Origin of the sequence: Streptomyces sp. Ru62 (assembly GCF_002920615.1) — a bacterium.
Lineage (GTDB): Bacteria > Actinomycetota > Actinomycetes > Streptomycetales > Streptomycetaceae > Streptomyces.
Map to the genome: position 1 here is coordinate 350,861 of NZ_PQSU01000004.1, position 23,104 is coordinate 373,964.

The 23,104-nt window shown below is 71.7% G+C and carries 24 protein-coding genes; 13 read left to right on the forward strand and 11 right to left on the reverse strand.

Translation table 11 applies throughout. The features are described 5' to 3' along the window. Nucleotides 1-92: 92 nt before the first annotated feature. Nucleotides 93-287 (forward strand): hypothetical protein, encoded by a 195-nt coding sequence (locus C3492_RS07880; protein WP_103810995.1) that lies wholly within the window; start codon nt 93-95, stop codon nt 285-287. Nucleotides 288-338: 51 nt separating this feature from the next. Here the strand turns inward: C3492_RS07880 and C3492_RS07885 are convergent, their stop codons facing one another. Next, complete coding sequence (locus C3492_RS07885) at nt 339-986, reverse strand: heme oxygenase (biliverdin-producing) (protein WP_103810996.1); 648 nt, start codon at nt 984-986, stop codon at nt 339-341. A 94-nt stretch (nt 987-1,080) separates the two neighbouring features. Beyond that, entirely contained in the window at nt 1,081-1,938 is an 858-nt protein-coding gene (gene map / locus C3492_RS07890; protein WP_103810997.1) for a type I methionyl aminopeptidase, read from the reverse strand. Between the two features lie 58 nt (nt 1,939-1,996). Here map and C3492_RS07895 point away from each other — a divergent pair, with 58 nt between their 5' ends. Beyond that, nucleotides 1,997-2,239 (forward strand): hypothetical protein, encoded by a 243-nt coding sequence (locus tag C3492_RS07895; RefSeq protein WP_103810998.1) that lies wholly within the window; start codon nt 1,997-1,999, stop codon nt 2,237-2,239. On the opposite strand, the gene C3492_RS07900 is transcribed toward C3492_RS07895, so the two are convergent. Both C3492_RS07900 and C3492_RS07905 read right to left on the reverse strand, forming a co-directional pair. Next, on the reverse strand, nt 2,240-3,508 hold the full coding sequence (locus C3492_RS07900) for an MFS transporter (protein ID WP_103810999.1): 1,269 nt from the start codon (nt 3,506-3,508) through the stop codon (nt 2,240-2,242). A gap of 82 nt (nt 3,509-3,590) precedes the next feature. Continuing rightward, the gene (locus C3492_RS07905; protein ID WP_103811000.1) at nt 3,591-4,187 is read right to left on the reverse strand and encodes a hypothetical protein; all 597 of its coding nucleotides are present in this window, start codon (nt 4,185-4,187) and stop codon (nt 3,591-3,593) included. A gap of 106 nt (nt 4,188-4,293) precedes the next feature. Between C3492_RS07905 and C3492_RS07910 the strand changes: the two genes are divergently transcribed. Genes C3492_RS07910 through C3492_RS07920 form a run of 3 tightly spaced genes read left to right on the forward strand, consistent with a single transcriptional unit; the run spans nt 4,294 to nt 6,374 of the window. Continuing rightward, complete coding sequence (locus C3492_RS07910; RefSeq protein ID WP_103811001.1) at nt 4,294-5,367, forward strand: exo-alpha-sialidase; 1,074 nt, start codon at nt 4,294-4,296, stop codon at nt 5,365-5,367. A 37-nt stretch (nt 5,368-5,404) separates the two neighbouring features. After that, nucleotides 5,405-6,118 carry an NADPH-dependent F420 reductase gene (gene npdG, locus C3492_RS07915; protein ID WP_103811002.1) on the forward strand — a complete coding sequence of 238 codons (714 nt, stop codon included), beginning with the start codon at nt 5,405-5,407 and terminating at the stop codon, nt 6,116-6,118. Between the two features lie 13 nt (nt 6,119-6,131). Further along, nucleotides 6,132-6,374: a hypothetical protein gene (locus C3492_RS07920; protein ID WP_181140251.1), complete on the forward strand. Its 243-nt coding sequence runs from the start codon at nt 6,132-6,134 to the stop codon at nt 6,372-6,374. Here C3492_RS07920 and C3492_RS07925 read toward each other — a convergent pair. After that, on the reverse strand, nt 6,364-7,167 hold the full coding sequence (locus C3492_RS07925; protein WP_103811004.1) for a site-2 protease family protein: 804 nt from the start codon (nt 7,165-7,167) through the stop codon (nt 6,364-6,366). The genes C3492_RS07920 and C3492_RS07925 overlap by 11 nt on opposite strands. 133 nt (nt 7,168-7,300) lie before the next feature. Here C3492_RS07925 and C3492_RS07930 point away from each other — a divergent pair, with 133 nt between their 5' ends. Then, nucleotides 7,301-7,846, forward strand: a complete 546-nt coding sequence (locus C3492_RS07930; RefSeq protein WP_181140252.1) for a Uma2 family endonuclease — start codon at nt 7,301-7,303, stop codon at nt 7,844-7,846. Nucleotides 7,847-7,881: 35 nt separating this feature from the next. Then, nucleotides 7,882-11,139: a BTAD domain-containing putative transcriptional regulator gene (locus tag C3492_RS07935; RefSeq protein WP_103811005.1), complete on the forward strand. Its 3,258-nt coding sequence runs from the start codon at nt 7,882-7,884 to the stop codon at nt 11,137-11,139. Between the two features lie 14 nt (nt 11,140-11,153). On the opposite strand, the gene C3492_RS07940 is transcribed toward C3492_RS07935, so the two are convergent. From C3492_RS07940 to panB, 3 genes are all read right to left on the reverse strand, one after another. After that, entirely contained in the window at nt 11,154-11,975 is an 822-nt protein-coding gene (locus C3492_RS07940; protein ID WP_103811006.1) for an ABC transporter permease, read from the reverse strand. Beyond that, a complete protein-coding gene (locus tag C3492_RS07945; protein ID WP_103811007.1) occupies nt 11,972-12,997 on the reverse strand; it encodes an ATP-binding cassette domain-containing protein in 1,026 nt (341 codons plus the stop codon). The genes C3492_RS07940 and C3492_RS07945 overlap by 4 nt, the downstream gene beginning before the upstream one ends. Nucleotides 12,998-13,205: 208 nt before the next feature. Next, nucleotides 13,206-14,087, reverse strand: a complete 882-nt coding sequence (gene panB, locus C3492_RS07950) for a 3-methyl-2-oxobutanoate hydroxymethyltransferase (RefSeq protein ID WP_103811008.1) — start codon at nt 14,085-14,087, stop codon at nt 13,206-13,208. 180 nt (nt 14,088-14,267) lie between these two features. On the opposite strand from panB, the gene C3492_RS07955 reads away from it, so the two are divergent. From C3492_RS07955 to C3492_RS07970, 4 genes are all read left to right on the forward strand, one after another. Then, a complete protein-coding gene (locus C3492_RS07955) occupies nt 14,268-15,854 on the forward strand; it encodes an MFS transporter (RefSeq protein ID WP_103811009.1) in 1,587 nt (528 codons plus the stop codon). 76 nt (nt 15,855-15,930) lie between these two features. Continuing rightward, nucleotides 15,931-16,560 carry a TetR/AcrR family transcriptional regulator gene (locus tag C3492_RS07960; protein ID WP_181140253.1) on the forward strand — a complete coding sequence of 210 codons (630 nt, stop codon included), beginning with the start codon at nt 15,931-15,933 and terminating at the stop codon, nt 16,558-16,560. 186 nt (nt 16,561-16,746) lie between these two features. Continuing rightward, on the forward strand, nt 16,747-17,796 hold the full coding sequence (locus C3492_RS07965) for an endonuclease/exonuclease/phosphatase family protein (RefSeq protein ID WP_103811011.1): 1,050 nt from the start codon (nt 16,747-16,749) through the stop codon (nt 17,794-17,796). Nucleotides 17,797-17,892: 96 nt separating this feature from the next. Beyond that, nucleotides 17,893-19,116 (forward strand): MFS transporter, encoded by a 1,224-nt coding sequence (locus C3492_RS07970; protein ID WP_103811012.1) that lies wholly within the window; start codon nt 17,893-17,895, stop codon nt 19,114-19,116. Between the two features lie 87 nt (nt 19,117-19,203). Here C3492_RS07970 and C3492_RS44510 read toward each other — a convergent pair whose 3' ends face one another. Together C3492_RS44510 and C3492_RS44515 are read right to left on the reverse strand one after the other, a co-directional pair. Continuing rightward, nucleotides 19,204-19,557, reverse strand: a complete 354-nt coding sequence (locus C3492_RS44510) for an ATP-binding protein (RefSeq protein WP_103811062.1) — start codon at nt 19,555-19,557, stop codon at nt 19,204-19,206. Nucleotides 19,558-19,565: 8 nt separating this feature from the next. Further along, nucleotides 19,566-19,787 carry a hypothetical protein gene (locus tag C3492_RS44515; protein ID WP_014672342.1) on the reverse strand — a complete coding sequence of 74 codons (222 nt, stop codon included), beginning with the start codon at nt 19,785-19,787 and terminating at the stop codon, nt 19,566-19,568. A gap of 115 nt (nt 19,788-19,902) precedes the next feature. On the opposite strand from C3492_RS44515, the gene C3492_RS07985 reads away from it, so the two are divergent. Together C3492_RS07985 and C3492_RS07990 are read left to right on the forward strand one after the other, a co-directional pair. Next, on the forward strand, nt 19,903-20,766 hold the full coding sequence (locus tag C3492_RS07985; protein WP_258055554.1) for a helix-turn-helix transcriptional regulator: 864 nt from the start codon (nt 19,903-19,905) through the stop codon (nt 20,764-20,766). Then, nucleotides 20,738-20,941: a DUF397 domain-containing protein gene (locus C3492_RS07990; protein ID WP_103811013.1), complete on the forward strand. Its 204-nt coding sequence runs from the start codon at nt 20,738-20,740 to the stop codon at nt 20,939-20,941. Before C3492_RS07985 ends, C3492_RS07990 begins: the two co-directional genes overlap by 29 nt. Before the next feature lie 60 nt (nt 20,942-21,001). Here C3492_RS07990 and C3492_RS07995 read toward each other — a convergent pair whose 3' ends face one another. After that, nucleotides 21,002-22,942 carry a protease pro-enzyme activation domain-containing protein gene (locus tag C3492_RS07995; RefSeq protein ID WP_103811014.1) on the reverse strand — a complete coding sequence of 647 codons (1,941 nt, stop codon included), beginning with the start codon at nt 22,940-22,942 and terminating at the stop codon, nt 21,002-21,004. Nucleotides 22,943-23,104: the final 162 nt, after the last annotated feature.

The following is a 23,104-nucleotide window of genomic DNA, read 5'->3' on the forward strand; positions in this document are numbered from 1 at the left end:
GTTCGGGTGGATCCGCGTGCGCGCGCGCAGGCCGACGGGGACGAGCGGGGACCTGTGGGCGTGACCACTGACGCCTCCCCGAGAGGAGCACCATGCGCATCAGATCAGTCCTGGCAGCGACGGCCCTCGCCGCCGCCCTCGCCGCGTCCGGCGCGACGACGGCCAGTGCCGCCCACCACGACAAGACCGACGACGAGGCCGTCTGCAGCCCGTACGCCGGCACCCTCACCTCGCTGGAGAACCACCTGACGTGGTCGGGCGCCCACTGCGTCGGCCACCTGCGCTGATCCGGCCCGGGTCCCCTCCCGCGCGCGGCGGGGGGCCCGGTCGCGCGGGGTTCAGGCGGAGCGCGGGAACTCCTCGCCCAGGGCCCGGAAGACGGCCGTGTTGAGCGTGAACGCCCGCTCGCACTCGGCCACGACCCGCTGCCTCTCCAGGTCGTCCACCCGGATCCCGTCCAGCAGTTCGCGGTAACCCCGCTTGAACGCGGCCGGGCTGGCGATCCGCTCGAAGACGTAGCAGCGGACCCCGTCGCCCTTCCTCGCGAAGCCCCATGTCCGCTCCGCCGTGTCCCGGATGATCTGCCCGCCCGAGAGGTCGCCCAGGTACCGGGTGTAGTGGTGGGCGACGTAACCGCCCGGCCAGCGCTCGGCGCACTCCCGCACCCGGTCCGCGTACGCCCTGGTCGCGGGCAGCGCGCTCAGGCGCGCCCGCCAGCCCGGGCCGCGCAGATGGGCCAGGTCCCGCTCCAGCGCGGGCAGCCGGAAGAGTTCGGGACGGATGAAGGGGCCCGCCACCGGATCCGCCGTCAGCCGTCCGGCCGTGGTCTCCAACGCCTCGTAGACGAACCAGAGTTGTTCGGTGTAGCGCGCGTAGGCCGCCACCCCGAGCCGGCCGCCGAGGAGATCGCTCATGAACGGCGACGTCCGCACCGCCGCGTGCCGGCCGTGGGAGGCGGTGCGGATGAGGGACGAGAAGGAGTCCATGGGCACGTCCTCTTTGCCGACATCCTGTCGGTAAAAGCGTACAAGAGAAAGCCCGCCCCGGCAGGGAGCGGGCTCACCGCGGATCGAACGGCGCTCAGGGCAGGGTCAGGATGTCCGCGCCGGTCTCCGTCACCACCAGCGTGTGCTCGAACTGGGCGGTCCGCTTGCGGTCCTTCGTCACGACCGTCCAGCCGTCGTCCCACATGTCGTACTCGTGCGTGCCCAGCGTGAGCATCGGCTCGATCGTGAACGTCATCCCCGGCCGCATCACGGTCGTCGCGTGCGGGCTGTCGTAGTGCGGGATGATCAGCCCGGAGTGGAACGACGTGTTGATGCCGTGCCCGGTGAAGTCCCGCACCACGCCGTAGCCGAACCGCTTGGCGTACGACTCGATGACCCGGCCGATGACATTGATCTGCCGGCCGGGCCTGACGGCCTTGATCGCCCGGTTCAGCGCCTCGCGGGTGCGCTCCACCAGCAGCCGCGACTCCTCGTCCACCTCACCGACCAGGTAGGTGGCGTTGTTGTCGCCGTGCACCCCGCCGATGTACGCCGTCACGTCCAGGTTGACGATGTCGCCGTCCCTGAGGACCGTCGAGTCGGGGATGCCGTGGCAGATGACCTCGTTGACCGAGGTGCACAGCGACTTCGGGAATCCCCGGTAGCCGAGCGTGGACGGGTAGGCGCCGTGGTCGCACATGTACTCGTGGGCGACCTTGTCCAGCTCGTCCGTGGTGACCCCCGGCGCGACGAGCTTCGCGGCCTCCGCCATCGCCTGTGCGGCGATACGGCCGGCGGTCCGCATCGCCTCGATGGTCTCGGGGGTCTGCACCTCCGGCCCCGTGTACGGCGCCGGCGCGGGCTTGCCGACGTACTCGGGGCGGCGGATGTTTCCGGGAACCGAACGGGTGGGGGACAGCTCCCCTGGTACGAGCAGCGACTGGCCAGACATGCAAGCGAGTCTAACCAGCGGACATGGGGGAACATGTCGGTGGCGAGAGGAGCTGTTCATGGCCCTGTTCAAGAAGCGCACCGTCGGCAAGCCGGGCGAGTGGTACTACTGCCTGGAACACAAGAAGGTCGAGGAGGGCCCGGACTGCCCGGGCAAGGACCGCTTCGGGCCGTACGCCTCCCCCGAGGAGGCCCGGCGCGCGATGGAGACCGCCGCCGAGCGCAACCTCCAGTGGGAGAACGACCCGCGCTGGCACGACACGCCTGCGGGGGGCGGCACGGGCGGCACCGACGAGGACTGATCACGCCGACACGGCCGCGCGCCGCTCGCGCATCCGTACCGCGTGCTCGTTCGTCCGGGCGTCGTACGTCATCAGCCCCGGCAGGCACAGCGCCAGCAGCCCCACCGCGCCCGCGCACGCCAGGCCACCGGACCAGACCGAGACCCGTACGCCCGCCCACGCGGCCATGCCGCCCGCCCGGACCTGACCGAGCTGCGGGCCGACCGAGTACGACAGCAGTTCGATCCCGGCGAGCCTGCCGCGCAGCTCGTCCGGGATCGTCTGGTTCCACATGGCTGCCCGGAAGATCCCGCTGACCATGTCGAAGCCGCCGCCGACGGCGAGGAACAGCAGCACCAGCCAGACGTTCCCGCAGACCCCGGCCGCCGCCACCGCCAGGCCCCACCCGGCGGCCGACAGCGCCACCAGCAGCCCGTGGCGGTGCACCCGCGAGGTCCAGCCGCTGGTCAGGCTCACCAGCAGCGCCCCCGCCGGGATCGTCGCGTACATCAGCCCGAGCGCCCACGGGGCGTGCAGGTCGTCGGCGAGGAACGGCAGCACGGCCAGCGGCATGGCCAGGAACATCGCCGCGAGGTCCACGGCGTAGGTGCCGAGGAGTTCCTTACGGCCCCACGCGTAGCGGGCGCCCTCCGCGACGGCCCTCAGATCCGGCTTCGCGGCCTCCTCGGCGGCGGGGGAGGGGGCGATCCGCGCGATGTACGCCAGCGAGACGGCGAAGGTCAGCAGATCGGCCGCGTAGGCCCAGCCGAGGCCCGCGTAGGCGACGACCACGCCCGCTACCGCCGGGCCCGCGACGCCGCCGACGGTCCAGCGCAGCGAGTTCAGCGAGGCCGCCGCCGGCATGTCGTCGTGGGCGACGATCCGGGGCCACAGGGAGTCCAGGGCCGGGCGCTGCACGGAGACCAGGGCGGAGGAGAGGGCGGCGACGACGTACAGCGGCCAGACCGCGGGGCGCGGGAGCAGCGCGTTCAGCAGCAGGGCGGCGCTGAGCAGGCCCTGGCCGGCCTCCGTCCACACGATGAGCTTCCGTTTGTCGAGGGCGTCGGCGAGGGCGCCGCCGTACAGGCCGCACACGATGAGCGGCAGCAGCTCGACGGCGCCGATCGCGCCGACCGCTGCCGCGGACCCCGTCAGGTCCTTGAGCTGGACCGGCAGCGCGACGAAGGTCAGGAAGCTGCCGAAGTTGCTGATCAGACCGGACTTCCACAGGCGCCGGAAGTCGGCGGAGGCTTTCCAGGGGGCGAGGTCGGGGAGGAGGGCTCGGCTCACTGAGGCATGCTCGACGGCCCGGCACGTCCGGGCAACCGTATTTCCCGCCCTTCCCACGGGCGCGTCGGGTGGGTGGGCGATGTCACCAAGGGGCCGGCGGCGGAGCCGTCAGCGCTTCTGTCAGGCGTGACAGGCGGTCCCGGAACCCCCGTCGCCTCCTCGGAGAGCCCCCGTTCTCGCCCGCCGCCGCGCTGACCAGGTGCTGCACACTGTCCAGGTCCAGCTCCGCCCCCTGAGGCACGGCCAGCGTGTCGTGGGCCATCGCGGCCAGCTCGCCCCCGCCCGCACCGAGCGCCAGCACCGTCACCCCGGCCCGCCGGGCGTCGTGCACCCGCTCCAGCAGCGGCGCGGGCTCCTCGGGCGCCACCACCAGCAGGGTCTCCCCGCGCCGCGCCGCCGCGATCCGCCCCGGCCCCACCGCCAGATGCGCGGGATCGGAGGGGCGCGCGTGATGCCGTACCAGCGTCGGCGCCAGCTCGGGCGTGCCCGACCACGCGGCCTCGTCCACCAGGTGCGCGGCCAGGTGCCACGGCTCGTACTGCGGCGTGCCCACCAGCAGCAGCCCGCCGCCGTGCGCCACCACCGACCCGCGCAGCACCCCCGCGAACCTCCGGGTGGCCCCCAGCCACTCGGTCCCGGCGAGCACTTCCCGCAGCAACGCGACCCGTACGGCGTCCATGCGACCGCATACTGCCGCAACCGTCCACTCGTGATCCGGAGTTCACCCCGAATTCGCCCGACCCGGGGAGGGGTGACGGACCACCACAGGTCCGAGGAGCCGCCCGATGACCGACGTGACCGTCCCCTTCCGCGCGGGCCACGAGGGATACGCGAGCTTCCGCATACCGGCCGTCGTCGCCACCGGGTCCGGCACCCTGCTCGCCTTCTGCGAGGGCCGCGTCGACTCCGCCGCCGACCACGGCCGCATCGACATCGTGCTCAAGCGGTCCACGGACGGCGGCCGCACCTGGGGCCCGCTCCAGGTCGCCGCGGACAACGGCGCGAACCTCGCCGGCAACCCCGCCCCCGTCGTCCTGGACACCGGCCGCATTCTGCTCGTGCACATACGCGCCGCCGCCTCCGCCACCGAGGCCGCCATCCTGCGCGGCCAGGTCGGGGACGCCGACGGGCGGCGCGTGTGGGTCCAGCACAGCGACGACGACGGGGTCACCTGGTCCGAGCCCAGGGAGATCACCAGGCAGGTGAAGAAGCCCGGCTGGCGCTGGTACGCCACCACCCCCGGCCACGCCCTCCAGCTCACCTCCGGCCGCGTCCTCGTCCCGGCCAACCACACCCTGCCGCCCACCGGCACCGACACCGGCGCCGAGGCCAGGTACAACAGCGGCCACTGCCTGCTCAGCGACGACCGCGGCCAGACCTGGTACCTGGGCTGCCTGGACGAGAACACCGACGGCTACGTCGACGTCAACGAGACCACCGCCGCCGAACTCCCCGACGGCCGCGTCTACCTCAACACCCGCAACGACTCCCCGTCCCCCGGCAACCGCGCCGACGCCTGGTCCAGGGACGGCGGGAAGACCCTCGTCAAGCCGTTCCGGCCGCAGGCCGGGCTGACCGCGCCGGTCTGCGAGGCCGCCGTGCTCCAGCTCCGCGACCCCGACCTGCTCCTGTTCTCCGCCCCGGCCGACCCCGCCGCCCGTGCCCTGATGACGATCCGCGCCTCCGAGGACGGCGGCGTCACCTGGCACCCGGCGTTCACCGTCGACGGGCTGCCCGCCGCCTACTCCGACCTGGTCCGCGTAGACCCGCACACCGTCGGGCTGCTGTACGAGACGGGCGACTTCAGCGCCTATACGACGATCACCTTCCGCCGGGTGCCCGTACACCGGCTGACCTGAGCCGGTACGCACCCGGCGGCGGACGTAGAGTCGGCCCATGACCTCTACCGACAGCGCACAGACCCCTGCCAAGGCCCCCGCCAAGGACCCCTGGGACCTGCCCGACGTCTCCGGGTACGTCGTCGGCGTGCTCGGCGGCACCGGGCCGCAGGGCAAGGGCCTCGCCTACCGGCTCGCCCGGGCCGGCCAGAAGGTGATCATCGGCTCCCGCGCCGTCGAGCGGGCCCGGGCCGCCGCCGCGGAACTCGGTCACGGCGTCGAGGGCGCCGACAACGCCGAGACCGCGCGCCGCAGCGACATCGTGATCGTCGCCGTACCGTGGGAGGGGCACGGCGACACCCTGAAGTCGTTGCGCGAGGAGCTGGCCGGAAAGCTCGTCGTGGACTGCGTCAACCCGCTCGGCTTCGACAAGAAGGGCGCCTACGCGCTCAAGCCGGAGGAGGGCAGCGCCGCCGAGCAGGCCGCCGCCCTGCTGCCGGACTCCCGGGTCGCCGCCGCCTTCCACCACCTGTCGGCCGTGCTGCTCCAGGACCCGGAGATCGAGCAGATCGACACCGACGTCATGGTGCTCGGCGAGGAGCGCGCCGACGTGGAGATCGTGCAGGCGCTGGCCGGGCGCATCCCCGGCATGCGCGGCGTCTTCGCGGGCCGGCTGCGCAACGCCCACCAGGTCGAGTCGCTGGTCGCGAACCTCATCTCCGTCAACCGCCGGTACAAGGCGCACGCCGGGCTCCGCGTCACCGACGTGTGAGCCGCGTCCGGCCATGGGGGACACTGGTGGCCTCAGCAGTGTCCCCCGACAGGATCCGGAGCCGGCCCCCATGCCCCGCATCGCCCTCTACACCTTGACCGTCTGCCTCCTCGCCGTGGCCGCCGCGGTCGTCTCCTTCGTCCAGGGCAGCTGGCTGGGGATCGTGTGGGTGCTGCTGGCGGGCCTGTCGTCCAACATGACCTGGTACTACGTCAAGCGTGGGAAGACGCCCCGCAACGGGTCCGTCACGAGCTGACCGCGGAGCAGTACTCGTCGCTGTCCTGCCAGAACCGGTACAGGTCCTGGCCGCAGTAGCGGGAGAAGTCGTCGACGTTCAGCGCCCGCAAGATCGAGTCGATCACGTCGAAGAACGCGCTGTTGACCGACGGCACCCACAGCAGCGCGAACACGAACAGCAGCCCGAACGGCGCGAACGGCTCCACCTGCCGCTTCACGTTGTACGACAGCCACGGCTCGATCACCCCGTAGCCGTCCAGGCCCGGCACCGGCAGGAAGTTCAGCAGCGCCGCCGTCACCTGGAGCAGCGCCAGGAACGCCAGCGCGAACCGGAAGTCCGCGGGCACGCCGTCCAGCGCGTCCAGCCAGAACGGGGCCGTGCACACCGCCGCGAACAGCACGTTCGTCAGCGGGCCCGCCGCCGAGATCAGGCTGTGCCGCCAGCGGCCCCGGATGCGGGCCCGCTCGATGAACACCGCGCCGCCGGGCAGACCGATCCCGCCCATGATCACGAACAGCACCGGGAGCACGATGCTCAGCAGCGCGTGCGTGTACTTCAGCGGGTTCAGCGTCAGGTAGCCCTTCGCGCCGACCGTGATGTCCCCGCTGTGCAGGGCGGTGCGGGCGTGCGCGTACTCGTGCAGGCACAGGGAGACGATCCAGGCCGCCGTCACGAACAGGAACACCGCGATGCCCGGCTGCGCGGCGAACCCGCTCCAGGTGGCCCAGCCGGTCACCGCCGTCACGGCCAGGATGCCGACGAACACCGGGCTGATCTGCCGGTCGCCGTGGCGGGTGGTGGCGGTGGTCATGGGGAAGAGCTCCTCGGGTCGCGTCGGGCGGGCCGGGGTCGACCGTACCGGTGATCGCGGGGAAACGTCCTGCGAGCGGCCGGAGGTTCCTGCTAGTCGTTACGCTGTCATCGAGTCGACTGAGGAGGTGGCCATGACGATCGCCGAGGGCTGGGTCGAGCTTGTCCAGGACGCCATTCATGTGCCGAAGAGCGCGCGCCTCCGCCTGACGAGGAATGGGCTCACTTTGGTACCGGTCACCTACGCGCACAGGGCGACTCAGCGGCGCATCGAGAACCAGATCGAAGAACGGCTGCCGGGCTGGGTGGCGACGAGCGAGTTCTCGGTCGTCCCTCCCCGGGAGGGCTACAAGCCCGAACCCGACGCCACGGCGATTCCGCGCGAGCTGGTCGAGACGGACAAGAGCGACATCAGCGAAGAGCTGCTGCCCTTTGTGGTCGAGGTCGTCTCACCGGAGAGCAAGAACCGCGACTACAACACCAAGCCGAGCCACTACGCTCTGCGCCGCATCCCCGCCTACCTCATCGTCGACGTGCTCGCCGGCCGTTGGACCCTGCTGACACGCCCGGAGGACGGCGAGTACCAGCACCAGGAGTCCGGCGTCTTCGGGGATCAGATCAAGATCCCCGTCGCCGACCAGACCCTCGTCCTCGACTCCTCCCAGTTCATCCGCATCTGAGACCCGCGAGCGGCGCCCGGTGGTCCCCAGGGACAATGGACCCCGTGCGCTATCGGCTGCTCGGCACCACTCAGGCGATCCGCCCCGACGGTACGGCCGTTCCGGTCGGCGGGGCGCGGCTGCGTGCCCTGCTGAGCGTGCTCGCGCTCAGGGCAGGGCGGACCGTGCCCGCCGGTGTGCTGGTGGACGAGGTGTGGGGCGCCGACCCGCCCGCCGACGCCACCGGCGCCCTCCAGGCGCTCGTCGGCCGGCTCCGCCGGACCCTCGGTGCCGACGCCGTCGTCTCCGCCGACGGGGGCTACCGGCTCACCGCCGCACCCGACGACGTCGACCTCGGCCGCTTCGACCGGCTGACCGGCGACGGCCTCGCCGCCCTCGCCGACGGCGACCCGGCCAAGGCCGCCGCCGTCCTCGACGACGCCCTCGCCCTGTGGCGCGGCTCCGCCCTCGCCGACCTGCCCGACCGCACCGCCGAGGCGGCCCGCTGGGAGACCCGCCGGCTCGACGCCCTGCGGGCCCGGCACACCGCCGCCCTCGCCCTCGGCGAGGCCGAGCGGGCGCTGCCCGAGCTGACCGCCCTGTGCGACAGCCACCCGCTGGACGAGCCGCTCCAGGCGCTGCGCCTGCGCGCCCTGCGCGACACCGGCCGCCCCGCCCGGGCGCTCGCCGCCTACGAGGACGTACGACGTCTCCTCGCGGACCGGCTCGGCTCCGACCCCGGCCCCGAACTGCGCGCCCTGCACGCCGAGCTGCTGCGCGAGGAACCGGCCGAGCGGCCCGCCGAGGCCCGCCCGGGCAACCTGCCCGCCCGGCTCACCTCCTTCGTCGGCCGGGAAGCCGACCTCCGGGCCATCGGCGCCGACCTGGCGACGGCCCGCCTGGTCACCCTCCTCGGGCCCGGCGGCGCCGGCAAGACCCGGCTGTCCCAGGAGGCCGCCGAGGCGGTACGGCACACCGTCCGGGACGGGGTGTGGCTCGCCGAGCTGGCCCCCGTGGACGCCCCGGACGCCGTACCGCAGGCCGTGCTCACCGCGATCGGCGCCCGCGAGACGGTGCTGCACGGCGCCGGCGTGGACGGCATGCGCGCGGTCTCCGACCGGCACGGCGACCCCGTCGAACGACTCGTGGAGCACTGCGCCCGGCGCCGCATGCTGATCATCCTGGACAACTGCGAGCACGTGGTGGACGCCGCCGCCCGGCTCACCGAGCACCTGCTGGCCCGCTGCCCGGAGCTGACCGTGCTCGCCACCAGCCGCGAACCCCTCGGCGTGCCGGGGGAGCTGGTGCGGCCCGTGGAGCCGCTGCCCGAGCCGGTCGCGCTGCGGCTGCTCGCCGACCGGGGCGCGGCGGCCCGCCCCGGCTTCCGGGTGGAGGACGACCCGGAGGCGTGCGCCGAGATCTGCCGCCGTCTGGACGGACTGCCCCTCGCGATCGAGCTGGCGGCGGCCCGGCTGCGCATGCTGACACCCCGTCAGATAGCGGACCGGCTGGACGACCGCTTCCGGCTGCTCACCTCCGGCAGCCGCACCGTCCTGCCCCGCCAGCAGACCCTCAGAGCCGTCGTCGACTGGTCCTGGGACCTGCTGGACGCAGGCGAACGGGACGTCCTCGCCCGGCTGTCGGTGTTCGCCGGCGGCTGCGACCTGGCCGCCGCCGAGGCGGTGTGCGGGCCGGCCGCGCTGGACGCCCTCGGCTCCCTGGTCGACAAGTCCCTGGTGGTCGCCGCCCCCGCGGCCGACGGCGGCATGCGCTACCGGCTGCTGGAGACCGTCGCCGAGTACGCCGCCGAACGCCTCGCCGAGACCGGCCACCGCGCGGAGGCCCAGCGTGCCCACCTGACCCACTACCGGGAACTCGCCCGCACCACCGACCCGTTGCTGCGCGGCCGCGAGCAGCGAGCCGCCATCGACCGGTTCCAGCTGGAGTACGAGAACCTGCGCACCGCGTTCCGGTACGCCGTCGCCGAACGCGACGAACAGGAGGGACTGTGCCTGGTCCTGTCCCTGCTGTGGTTCTGGCAGATACGCGACCAGCGCATCGAGACCCGCACCTGGTGCCGGGAGGTCATGGCGCTCGGTCCCGACCCGTTCACCGAGCCGGTCCGCCGCGCCGAACCGGTGTGGCAGCGCTGCACCGACGCCCCGCCGCCGTACACCGGCGAGATCCTCGTCGAGGCCCGGCGCGGGGTCCACCTCGCCCATCTGGCCTGCATGGACACCGAGATCGACGTCTGGCAGACGCCTGCGGCGCAGGCGAAGCTCCGCGTCGTCGCCCAGGTCTACGAGCCGGGCCTGCCGCAGACCTGCCGGCCGCCGGGCATGCTGTGGTTCTTCGCCGAGCTGCTGACCGGCGGCGCCGACCGGCTGCGCACCATCGTGGACGCCAGCGTGCGGACCTGCCGGGAGACCCCGGGCTACGAGTGGGAGCTGGCCGGCGCCCTCCACCTGCGCGCCAACCTCCTCGCCAACCGCACCGCCTGGGCCGGCGACGCCACCCGCGACGCCGACGAGTCCCTGGAGATCTTCCACCGCCTCGGCGACGCCTTCGGCACCACCGAGGCCCTGGCCGCCCGCGGCGAGGCCCACGAACGCAAGGGCGCCCACCGTGAGGCCGTCGCCGACTACCGGGCCGCGATCGAACACGCCGAACGCCTCGGCGCCCGCGCCCAGGTGGCCGTCCTGCGGGCCCGGCTCGGCAACATGCTCATGGAGGCGGGCGAGGCCGAACGCGGCGAGCGGATGCTCCGCGACGTCATCGCCAGCCAGGACGGCGTCCACAACGAGGCGCTGCCCGCCGCCCGCCTCTTCCTCTCCTGCTGGCTCGGCCTGACCGACCGCACCGCGGAGGCGCGCGAGCAACTGCGGCTGCTGCGCGAAGAGGTCACGATCGCGCACTTCATCGTCTTCGACACCCTCATCCTCTGCCAGGAGGCCTGGCTGGACGCCCTGGACGAGCACACCGAGGACGCCCTGACCGGGGCCCGCAGGGCGCTGCGCCTCGCCTCCGACCCGCTGTCCGAGGCCGTCACCCCGCACATGCACTCCGTCGTCCTCACCGTCGCCGCGCTGGCCCTCGCCCGCGCCGACGGCGGCAGCCGCGTCGCCGACGCCGCCCGCTGCCTGGGCGCCGCCGACGCGCTGCTGCCGCCCGGCCACCTTCCCTCCGGCGTGGAGCGGCGGTGCCATGCCCTGACCGAGGCGCGGATCCGGGAAGCGCTCGACCCGCGGTCGTACGAGGCCGCGTACGCCGAGGGCGGTGGCCTCTCCCTCGCGGAGGCCACCGCCCTGGTCTGAGCACCGGGGGTACGTCAGCTCTTCGTGCGGAACTTGTGGATGGCGACCGGAGCCATGACCGCGGTCAGGCCCACCGACCAGATCAGCGTCACCCACAGGTCGTGCGCGACCGGGCCGCCCTCCATCAGGCCGCGCGCGGTGTCGGCCAGCGACGACAGCGGGTTGTAGTCGGTGAACGCCTGGAGCCAGCCCGGCATCGAGGCGGTCGGCGCGAAGATGGACGAGCCGAACTGGAGCGGCATCAGCACCAGGAAACCCATCGCCTGCACCGACTGCGCGTTCTTCATCACCACGCCGAGGGTCAGGAACACCCACATCAGCGCCGAGCCGAACACCGCCGACAGCCCCACGGAGGCCAGCAGACCGCTCCAGCTGTTGATGTCGTAGCCCACGAGCAGGGCGACCACCATCAGCACCACGGTCGCGAACAGCATCCGCATCAGTTCCACCGCGATCTTCGCGAAGAGCACGGAGCCCCGCCCGATCGGCAGGGACCGGAAGCGGTCCATGACACCGGAGTTGAAGTCCTGGTTGAAGCCGGTGCCCACGCCCTGGGCCATGTTCATGCCCATCATGGCCATGAGGCCGGGGATGACGTACTGGACGTACTGGTCCTGCCCGCCGCCCAGGGACTTCCCGATGGAGCCGCCGAAGACGTACACGAACAGCAGGGTGAACACGACCGGGAACAGGACGGCGTCGAACATCGACTCCGGGTCCTGGCGGATCCACAGCAGGTTGCGGCGGATCAGCGCGCCGGTGTGGCGCAGATGGGCCCGCAGCGGGATCGGTGTGTCGGTCTTCGGGGCGGCCGGGGACAAGGTGGCGGCGGTCATACGGCGACCTCCTGACGGTCGTCGGCGGGCATGGCGTCCTGCGGGGCACTGGCGCGGTGGCCGGTGAGCGACAGGAACACCTCGTCCAGGCTGGGCAGTTCGGTGGTGATGGAGGAGATCGTGATGCCGCGCGCGGTGACCGCGCCGACCACGGCGGTGAGCTGCTCGTCGCTGAGGATCGGCACCAGCAGGGTCCCGGTCTCGGTGTCCACGGTGGTCGCGGCGAGCCCGGTGATGCCCAGCTCGTCCAGCATCGTGGCGAGCGGGCCCAGCTCCAGCGGGTCCACCGGCCGCACCCGCAGTGTGCGTCCGCCGACGCGGGCCTTCAGCTCCTCGATCCCGCCGTTCGCGATGACCTTGCCCCGGTCCACCACGGTCAGCTCGGAGGCGAGCTGCTCGGCCTCCTCCATGTACTGGGTGGTGAGCAGCACGGTGACGCCGTCGCCGACCATCGCCTTCACCTCGTCCCAGACCTCGTTGCGGGTGCGCGGGTCGAGGCCGGTGGTCGGCTCGTCAAGGTACAGCACGGCGGGCCGGCCGATCATGGACGCGGCCAGGTCCAGCCGCCGCCGCATACCGCCGGAGTACGTGCCCGCGGGCCGCCTGGCCGCCTCCGTCAGCGAGAACCGCTCCAGCAGCTCGTCGGCGCGGGCGCGGGCGTCCTTGCGGGGCAGGTCCAGCAGCCGGCCGATCAGGTACAGGTTCTCCCAGCCGGGCAGCTTCTCGTCCACCGAGGCGTACTGCCCGGTGAGGCCGATGACCCGGCGCAGCTGGCGGGGCTGCCGTACGACGTCGTAGCCGGCCACCGTGGCCTGCCCGGCGTCGGGGGTGATGAGGGTGGACAGGATCCGTACGAGGGTGGTCTTGCCGGCGCCGTTCGGCCCGAGCACACCCATCACGGTGCCCTCGCGCACGTCCAGGTCGACGCCGTCCAGCGCCTTGGTCTCGCCGTAGTGCTTGACCAGTCCCCGTACGGTCACGGCGGAGCGTCCGCCGACGGGGTTGTCGTCGATGCGTGTCATGCCGACGACAGTGCCAGGCCCCACCGACAAACCACCGACAGCCGGCCGACACCACCGACACATCCCCGACGAGCACCGCAACCATCAATTGAGGAACCACGACGGCGAGCAACCACGTCCGCGAGAGCGGCGCCGGCTTAGGCGCAAAGGGGGGGGCAGCCCGCCGACGGGGGACGATCGGCGGGCTGCCCGGTGGTGCCGCGATGGCCTAGTGGACGGAGTGCTCCTCCAGCGGGAAGGTCCCGCCGACGACGTCCTCCGCGAACGCCTTGACCGCGTTGCCCATGACCTCACGCAGGTCGGCGTACTTCTTGACGAACTTCGGGACCCGGCCGGAGGTCAGCCCCAGCATGTCGGTCCACACCAGGACCTGCGCGTCCGTCTCCGGGCCCGCGCCGATGCCCACGGTCGGGATGTGCAGCACCCGCGTCACCTCGGCCGCCAGCTCCGCCGGAACCAGCTCCAGCACCACCGCGAACGCCCCCGCGTCCTGCACGGCCTTGGCGTCGCGCAGCAACTGCTGCGCCGCCTCCTCGCCGCGTCCCTGCACGCGGTAGCCCATCGCGTTGACGGACTGCGGGGTCAGCCCGATGTGGGCCATGACCGGGATGCCGGACTCCACCAGCAGCCGGATCTGCTCGTGCGACCGCTCGCCGCCCTCCAGCTTGACCGCCCCGACCCCGGCCTCCTTCACCAGCCGGGTCGCCGAGCGCAGTGCCTGCACCGGGCCCTCCTGGTAGGAGCCGAAGGGCAGGTCGCCGACGATCAGGGAACGGGTGGTGCCGCGTACGACGGCCGCCGACAGCATGGTCATCTCGTCGAGGGTGACGGGGACGGTGGTGTCGTACCCGAGGTGGCAGTTGCCCGCCGAGTCGCCGACCAGGATGACCGGGATCCCGGCCTCGTCGAAGACGGACGCGGTCATCGCGTCGTAGGCGGTGAGCATGGGCCACTTCTCGCCCCGCTCCTTGGCGAGGGCGATGTCGCGGACGGTGATGCGACGGGTGCTGCCCTTTCCTCCGTAGAGGCCCCCGTACAGCGCCTTGCTGCCGTCGGAAGGCTTGTTCTGGGCAGCCGAAAGCTGCGTCATGGCAACGGCTCCTTCAGTCATCTCGAGGCGCCCTGACGGCGTCCCCGGATCGACTCCATGGTGGCACCTCGTGCCATTCGGGGCCAGAGGTACCCCCCTGTGAGCCGAGCCGCGTAAGGCCTTGGTAAAGAAATAAGATACGAGACGGTTCCGTATCGGAATGATCGTAGGCTCGAACACATGACAAGTCCCGTCCCTGCCTCCCGAATACCGGAAGCGGTCCACCGGCGCCGCTGGGCGATCCTCGGCGTGCTCATGCTCAGCCTGCTGATCGTGGTGCTCGACAACTCGATCCTGAACGTCGCGATCAAGACCATCGCCACCCCGGCGCCCACCGGCCTCGGCGCCACACAGAGCCAGATCGAGTGGGCGATCAACGCCTACACCCTCGTCTTCGCCGGCCTGCTCTTCACCGCCGGGCTCGTCGGTGACCGGCTCGGCCGCAAGAAGGTGCTGCTCGGCGGCATCCTCGTGTTCGGCATCGGCTCCGCGCTCGCCGCCGAGTCCGGCTCACCCGGCCAGCTCATCGCCTACCGCGCACTGATGGCCCTCGGTGCCGCCTTCGTCATGCCGGCCACCCTCGCGGTGCTCATGAACGTCTTCGAGCGCGAGGAACAGCCCAAGGCCATCGGCATCTGGGCCGGCGGCGTCGGCCTCGCCATCGCCATCGGCCCGATCACCGGCGGCGCGCTCCTCGACCACTTCTGGTGGGGGTCGGTCTTCCTGATCAACGTGCCCATCGTGATCGTCGCGCTCGTCCTGATGACCTGGCTGGTGCCCGACTCCCGCGACCCGCGGCCCGGCCGCCTCGACCCCATCGGCGTGGTCCTGTCCGTCGTCGGCCTCGTGCTGCTCGTCTACGGCATCATCAAGGGCGGCGAGCTGGCCGACTTCACCGACGCCAAGGTGCTGGCCACCATCGCCGCCGGGCTCGTCGTCCTGACCGCCTTCGTCGTCTTCGAGAAGCGCAGCGACCACCCGTCGCTGGACGTCACCTACTTCCGCAACAAGGTCTTCTCGGCCGCCATGAGCGCCATCGCGCTGGTCTTCTTCGCGCTGATGGGCGTCACCTTCTTCGGTGTCTTCTACACCCAGAGCGTGCGCGGCTACTCCCCGCTGGAGTCCGGCGTGCTGATGCTGCCCCTCGCCGCCGCCCAGCTGATCTTCGCGCCCCGCGCCCGGCTGCTGGTCGACCGGTTCGGCAACAAGGCCACCACCACCGGCGGTCTGGTGCTGATCGCGGCGACGCTGGCCGCGTTCGCCACGTTCGAGGCCGACACGCCGATCTGGCTGCTGGAGGTCGTCTTCTTCCTCATGGGCACCGGCATGGCGCACATCATGACCCCGACCTCGGTCGTCATCATGCAGGCCCTGCCCCGCGAGAAGGCCGGCTCCGCCTCGGCGCTCAGCAACACCTTCCGTCAGGTCGGCGGCGCCCTCGGCATCGCCGTCCTCGGCTCGGTGCTCGCCACCGCGTACCGCAACGGCATCGAGGACAAGCTCGGCCTGCTGCCGCCGGGCCTGCGCGAGACCGCCGGCGAGTCCATCGAGGCCACCCTCGGCGTCGCCGAGAAGCTCGGCCCGCAGGGCAAGGCCCTGGTCACCCCCGCCAACGACGCGTTCCTGCACGCCATGCACGTCACCGCCCTGTGCGGTACGGGCGTCGCGCTGATCGGCGCCGTGGTGACCTTCCTGTTCCTGCCGGGCAAGCCGCCCGCCGGTCAGCGGCAGGAGACGGAACCGGAGTTGGTCGCCGCCGGGGAGTGAGGTCCGCGCGCGGTTCCACGGGGGGAGGAGGCGGCTGCGGGACAATTCCCGCAGCACAGTGAGAGGACGGATCGTCGTGAGCCTTGCCGAGAGCCGGCCGCGCCCGGACGGACCCGCGCGGGGCCGGCCCCGCAGCGAAGCGGTGGAACGCGCCATCCTGGAAGGCGTGATGAAGCTGCTGGAGGAGGGCGTGCCCCTCGCCGAGCTGTCCATCGAGCGGGTCGCCCGCACGGCCGGGGTCGGCAAGGCCACCATCTACCGCCGCTGGAGCGGGAAGGAGGAACTGTTCGTCGACGTCGTGCGCGCCGCCGAGCCCCCCGACCCCGAGCTCCCCGGCACCTCCCTGCGCGACGACCTCGTCGCCCTGCTGGAGTCCCTGCGCCGGCGCGGCCTGGTCAGCCGCTCCTCGGCGATCCTGCACAACGTGTACGCGCAGATGAAGAGCAGCCCGCGGATCTGGGCGGCGTACCACGCCAGTGTCATAGCGCCCCGCCGCGACCTCGCCCTGGACCTGCTGCGCCGCGCGCAGGCGAACGGCGAGATCCGCGCGGACGTCGACCTGGACCTGGCCAACGACATGTTCGTCGGCCCCATGCTCGTCCGCTCCGTCATGCGCCCCGACGCCGATTTGCCCGAGGGACTGGCGGAGCAGATCGTCGATGCGGTCCTGGACGGCCTACGCCCCGTCAGGTCCACGGTGTCGTAGCACTAATGTGCGCGTTTCGTCACAGACCCCGCGCGCCCCGGGGGTCACCGGAACTCGCTGCCCCGGCTCGTTCGTCCTCGTCTTCCGTACGGCCGTCATGGGACGGCGGAACGGAGCCGATCATCCCCTAGGGTCGGAAGAGCACGGGGGCGAACGGTGTGCACGGCAGGCAGTGAGGCAGACGGTATGGCGCAGCAGGCGTACATGACGGAGACGGTGGACGACGGCTCGGGGCCCGAGCGACCGGGATCCCGGCTCCGACGCCTGACGCACCGCCTGTTCACCGGGTGGCGGAACGATCCGCGCGTCTGGCGGCGCGGCGTGGTCCTCGCCGTACTCGCCCTGCTGCTCGCCCTGGTGATGCTGCTGCACGCGCACATCCCCAACGCGGTGGGCAACCTCGGCTCGCTCACCGAGACGTTTCTGCCCTGGCTGGGCCTGGCCGTCCCGGTGCTGCTGGTCCTCGCCCTGATCCGCCGGTCGGCGACCGCGCTGATCGCGATCGTGCTCCCGGCGATCGTCTGGCTGAACCTCTTCGGCGGGCTGCTGACCGACAGGGCGGGCGGGGGCGGCGACCTCATGGTGGCCACCCACAACGTCAACGCCGGCAACCCCGACCCGGCCGCGACCGCCACCGACGTGGCCGCGTCCGGCGCCGACGTCCTGGCCCTGGAGGAACTGCCCGCCTCCGCCGTGCCCGTCTACGAGAAGGCGCTCGCGTCGACGTACAAGTACCACGCGGTCGTCGGCACGGTCGGCCTGTGGAGCAAGTACCCGATGACCGGCGTCCACGCCGTCGACATCAAGCTCGGCTGGAAGCGGGCCATGCGCGCCACGGTCGCGACGCCCAGGGGCCCGGTCGCGGTCTACGTCGCCCACCTGCCCTCGGTGCGGGTGAAGATGGAGGCGGGCTTCACCGCCCGGCAGCGGGACAGGAGCGCCGACGCGCTCGGCGAGGCCATCGCCGACGAGCCCCTGAAGCAGGTGGTCCTGCTCGGCGACCTGAACGGCACCATGAACGACCGCGCGCTCAACGCCGTCACCTCCCAGATGCGCTCCACGCAGGGCGCGGCGGGCAGCGGCTTCGGGTTCAGCTGGCCGGCGTCGTTCCCGATGGCCCGCATCGACCAGATCATGGTGAAGGGCGTGGAGCCGGAGAAGAGCTGGACGCTGCCGCGCACGAACAGCGATCACCTGCCCGTAGCAGCCCGTGTGAAGCTCGACACAGGCGCTTAACCTGCCGGAATACTGGACCTGAGAGAGTTTGTTCCGTCCAGGAACATACTGCGAGACTCGAACCTGTACGGCACTCCGCTCTCTGAAAGGTCCCTCATGCCCCTGGCCCTGCTCGCCCTCGCCGTGGGCGCCTTCGGCATCGGTACGACCGAGTTCGTGATGATGGGCCTCCTGCCCGACGTCGCGGACGACCTGCACATCTCGATCCCCGCCGCCGGCCACCTGGTCTCGGCGTACGCGCTGGGCGTCGTCATCGGCGCCCCGCTGCTGGCCGCGCTGACCGCGCGGATGTCCCGCCGCACGGTCCTGATCTCCCTCATGGCCCTGTTCGTGGCGGGCAACGCCCTGTCGGCGTTCGCCCCCGGCAACGGCTCCCTGCTGGCCGCCCGCTTCCTCAGCGGCCTGCCGCACGGCGCCTTCTTCGGCGTCGGCGCGGTCGTCGCCACGGCGATGGTCCCACCGGAGCGCAAGGCCCGCTCGGTGTCCCTGATGTTCCTCGGTCTGACCATCGCCAACATCGCGGGCGTCCCCGTCGCCACCCTCATGGGCCAGCACCTCGGCTGGCGGGCGACCTTCCTGGGAGTGAGCGTGATCGGCATCGCGGCGATCGCCTCCCTGGCCCTGCTCATCCCGCACGACCGGGACCACGCGGCCACGTCGACGGGCCTGCGCGGCGAACTGGCGGCCCTGAAGTCGGTACCGGTCTGGCTGGCCCTCGGTACGACGGTGGCGGGCTTCGGCGCGCTCTTCGCGGCCTACAGCTACGTCACCCCGATGCTGACCGACGCGGCGGGCTACGCCGACACCAGCGTGACCCTGCTCCTGGCCCTCTTCGGCGTCGGCGCAACGGCGGGCAACCTGCTGGGCGGCCGGCTCGCCGACCACTCCCTGCGCGGAACCCTCTTCGGCGGCCTGGCGTCCCTGGGCGCGGTGCTGCTGCTCTTCCCCGTGCTGATGCGGGCGGAGTGGAGCGCGGCCCTGGCGGTGACCCTGCTGGGCATGGCGGCGTTCATCACCGGCTCGCCGCTCCAGCTCATGGTGATGGAGAAGGCGTCGGCGGCCCCCTCCCTCGCCTCCTCCGCCAACCAGGCGGCGTTCAACCTGGCCAACGCGGGCGGCGCCTGGATCGGCGGCCTCGCCCTGGCGGCCGGCTTCGGCACGACGTCCCCGGCACTCGCGGGAGCGGCCCTGGCCGTCCTGGGCCTGGGCGTGGCGAGCGTGGCGTACGCGGTGGACCGCCGCCGGGAGACTCCGTCGGTGGGGCGGGTGGTGGCGTCCCGGGTCCCGGAGGCGGAGGACTCGGGGGCGCTGTACCGCTGAGGGGGGACCCACGACACTGGCCGAGAAGCGGGCGGCCCTACGGCCACTTCTCAGCCTCCGCTCACATCAGTTCCCCGCGGCCCCGCCTCAGTTCCTCAGTTCGCACCACACCGTCTTCCGGTCCGGCCCCTGTTCCACGCCCCACCGCTCGGCCAGCGCGTCCACGAGTGCCAACCCCCGTCCCGACTCCGCCGCTTCCCCGGCCGACAGCAGGACGGGCAACGCACGTGGGTCGGGATCGGTCACCTCGATCCGCGTACGCCCCACCGCCGTACCCCCGACCCGGACCGTCACCGGTGTTCCCTCGCCGAGGTGGTCGATGACGTTGGTCAACAGCTCCGTCGCGCACAGGCGGACGTCGAAGCCGTGCCCACGGAGGTGGTGGCGCAGCTCCGGCGCCGCCTTCGGCGTGGCCAGCAGGTGCAGCTCCAGCGGTGTCATCGGCGTCGTCACTCCGCCGCCGCCTTCCTCAGCACGGCGGCCAGCGCCCGCGCCGTAGCCGTGTTGCAGTTCCCGAGCGTGACGAGTCCGGCGGGCGGGGCGTACGTACCCGCGAAGCTCGGCAGGTCGACCCGGAGCGAGGGGAGCGTGATGCCGTGCAGGGCGAGCGCGGCGCGGAGGTCCTCGACGCACAGCGTGACGTCGTAGGCGGTGGGGGAGCGGTCGGACATGAGAGGCGGCAACCTTCTGTGCTGTGTGTGACGAACGCATCACAGAGTGTCGCCGCGCTCGCTACCGTGGAAGAGGTTTCGCGTTCGCGACCAGGGCAGCGGAGGAGAGTGAGCGGTGGCTCGGGGCAAGGACATTGACGGCTCGATGAGCGTCCCGACCTTCTACGGCAAGGAGTTGCGGTGGAAACGGGAGGCGGCCGGCCTGTCGTTGGAGGCGTTCCTTGAGGGCAGCTTCTACGGCAAGACGTACCTCAGCGACATCGAGCACGGGGAGCGACGGATGCCGCTCGACCTTGCCCGGCATGCGGATCGGGTCCTGAACACCGACGGCTTCTTCGAGCGGCGTTGCGAGGATGTGCGCAGGGCGAGGAGGGCTGGGCACCCCGCGTATTTCGAGAAGGTGTTGGAGGCGGAGAAGTATGCGCTGACCATCGAAGAGTGGTGCCCGACGCTCTTGCCGGGACTACTCCAGACTCCGGCCTACGCGCGGGCCGTCATCCTGGCCGGTCTTCCGCTGTCCTCCGACGCCGAGGTGGAAGAAAAGGTCAGCAGCCGAACAGCGCGCGCCGCCCTGTTCGAAGCGGATCACCACACCCCGGAGTACTGGGTCATCATGCATGAGTCGCTGCTCACCCAACCGCTCCTCGAAGCCCCGGACATGGCTGCGCAGCTCGGTCACATCGGGGATTTGGCGGACCGGCGCCGGATCACTCCGCAGATCGTTCCGTGGAAGCAACGGGCGTATCCTCTGATGGCTGCTTCCATCATGACCATGACGTTCCCAGACGCCCCACCGCTGGTGTACACCGAGGCGTCCTACAGCGGAGTCACCGTCGATGATCCGGCCCTCGTGGAGCGGTACCGCAAGGCATACGATCGGCTCAGGGCCGTCGCGCTGTCACCAGACACGTCCCTCGCCATGATCAAGTCAGCGGCAGAGGATCACCGAAATGGCAAGCAATCGGATCGACTTGAGTAGAGCTCTCTGGTTCAAGAGCAGCTACAGCAACGAAGACGGCGGTAACTGTCTGGAAGTCGCCTCCAACATCCCCGGCGTCATCCCGGTCCGCGACTCCAAGCTCCCCCACGGCCCCGTCCTCCTCCTCCACCCCACCGCCTGGGCCCCCTTCATCACCGCGCTCAAGGCCCGTTGACGCCGAAGGGGCGTGAGGTGCACGCACCCCACGCCCCTTCAACTGAGCGACCCCAGCGACTTACCGCCGGAACGACTGCACGTACCCGTTGGCCGGCGAGCCGACCCCCGTCACGTCGTCGTAGCCCTTCACCGCGGTCAGCGAGCTGTCCTTGCCCAGGCTGCGGACCGAGGTCAGCAGGCCGTCAGCCGCGTCGTACCCGTTCGCGAAGTCCACACGGGCCACAGCCAGCCCCGACCCCGTCGGGTTGTCCGTGACGTCGTGGAAGACGCCCTTCTTGCCGTACTTGGCGTAGATGGCCGGGTTGGCGAAGCCGAGGGCCTTGCCACCGCGGGCCTCCTGGGCCAGGGCCTGGACCGCCGCGATGACCGGCGCGGCCAGCGAGGTGCCGCCGATGCGGTACTCGCTGTACTGCTCCGTGCCGTCCGGGAAGGTCTGGGTCTGGCCGACCAGGAAGCCGGTGTTCGGGTCGGCGATGGCCGCGATGTCCGGGACGACGCGGTTGCCGGAGGCGTTGTTGGCCGTGGCCAGTGCCTTCGGGACGACGCCCTTCTGGTAGTACGGCTGCGGCACGGTCTTGCTGGTGCCGCCGCCCGCGCCCGAGGTGAACGCGCCGGGGAAGCCGACCCAGCTCTTGCCGTCGGGGGCCAGCGACGCCTTCTCGGTGCCCCAGCCGGTCTCCCACTGGTACTTGTCGCCCTTGCCGACGGCCAGCGAGGTGCCGCCGACCGCGGTGACCCAGGCGGAGTTGGCCGGGGTGTCGACCTGCTTCACACCGGTGTTGGCGACCTGGTCGCCGTCGTCACCGGACGAGAAGTAGAAGCCGATGCCCTGGACCGCGCCCAGCTGGAAGACCTGGTCGTAGGCGGCCGCGAGGTCCGGCGTCTGGTTGGCCTCGATGTCGCCCCAGGAGTTGGAGACGATGTCGGCCAGGTGGCTGTCGACGATCTTGCCGAGGGAGTCCAGCAGGTCGTCGTCGTAGCAGGAGGCCGCGCCCACGTAGGTGACGTCGGCGTTCGGCGCGACCGCGTGGACCGCCTCGACGTCCAGGGTCTCCTCGCCGTACCAGCCGGCGGCCCCGCACTCGTCGGTCTTGGTGTAGTTCTTCGGCAGCACCTGGTGCAGCTGGCCGGTCTTCCAGGCCGCGTCACCGTTCTTCAGCGCGTACTTGCCGGCGTCGTAGGCGATCGTCGGCGAGGCGTACGCGTCGGTGATCGCGATGCGGACGTTCTTGCCGGTGTACGTGCCGGCACCGTACGCGGCGCGCAGCTGCTTGCCGGTGTAGCCCTTCACCGCGTACGGGATCTTCTGGCCGTAGGCGTCCGGGAGCGTCGTCGCGACGTTCGAGCCGTAGTACGACGAGAAGGGGCCCGCGTTCTTGAAGACCGCGTCCGGCGGCGGCAGCTGGTCGTCGTGGTTCGCCTTGTGCGGGGCGTTGTCCAGGCCGGTGACGGTGAGCACCGCGCCCTTCAGGGCGGCCGGGGCGGAGGCCGTGCGCGCCGGGGCGCGGTAGGTCTTCGAGCCCTTGGCGTAGTTGTGCAGCTGGGTGCCGAACGCCTTCTCGGCGGCGGCCACGTCACCGGAGACGGCGACGTAGTGCGGGGTGACCGCGGTGACCGTCAGGCCGGCCGACTTCAGCCAGGACGTGACGGCGGCCACCTGGGCCTTGGTGGCCCCGAAGCGGGCCTGCGCCTTCTTGGCGCTGAGGTACTTGCCGTACAGGGGCGAGCTGGGGTCGGACACCGCCTTGGCGTAGGCGGCGAGTCCGGCCGCGTCCCGGCCGGCCAGGTAGACCCGGGCCTTGACCTGGGACTTGTCCGAGGTCGCGCCCTTGTCCGCCTTGGCCGTGGCCCAGAGCGGCTTGGTGCCCTTCAGTACGTCACGAGCGGGGCTGTCCGCGGCGTGTGCCGCGGGTATGCCCAGCGCCAGCGCACCGGCGATCATGGGCAGTGTCGCTGCCATGCTCACACCGGCGCGCACGGTGGCGCGGTTGGATCTCATAGAACCCCCTGCGATGCGGTTCGCATGCATGTAGTGGTTGGCACGTCGTGGAGGCGCGCGCCGGCCCGCGGCGGTGTCGGCCGACGAGTGGATCACACGATGGGGGCCACTCTTGCGATGAACCGTTCATGCAAGGGGAACGTAAAAGTCAAGAGAAGCTCA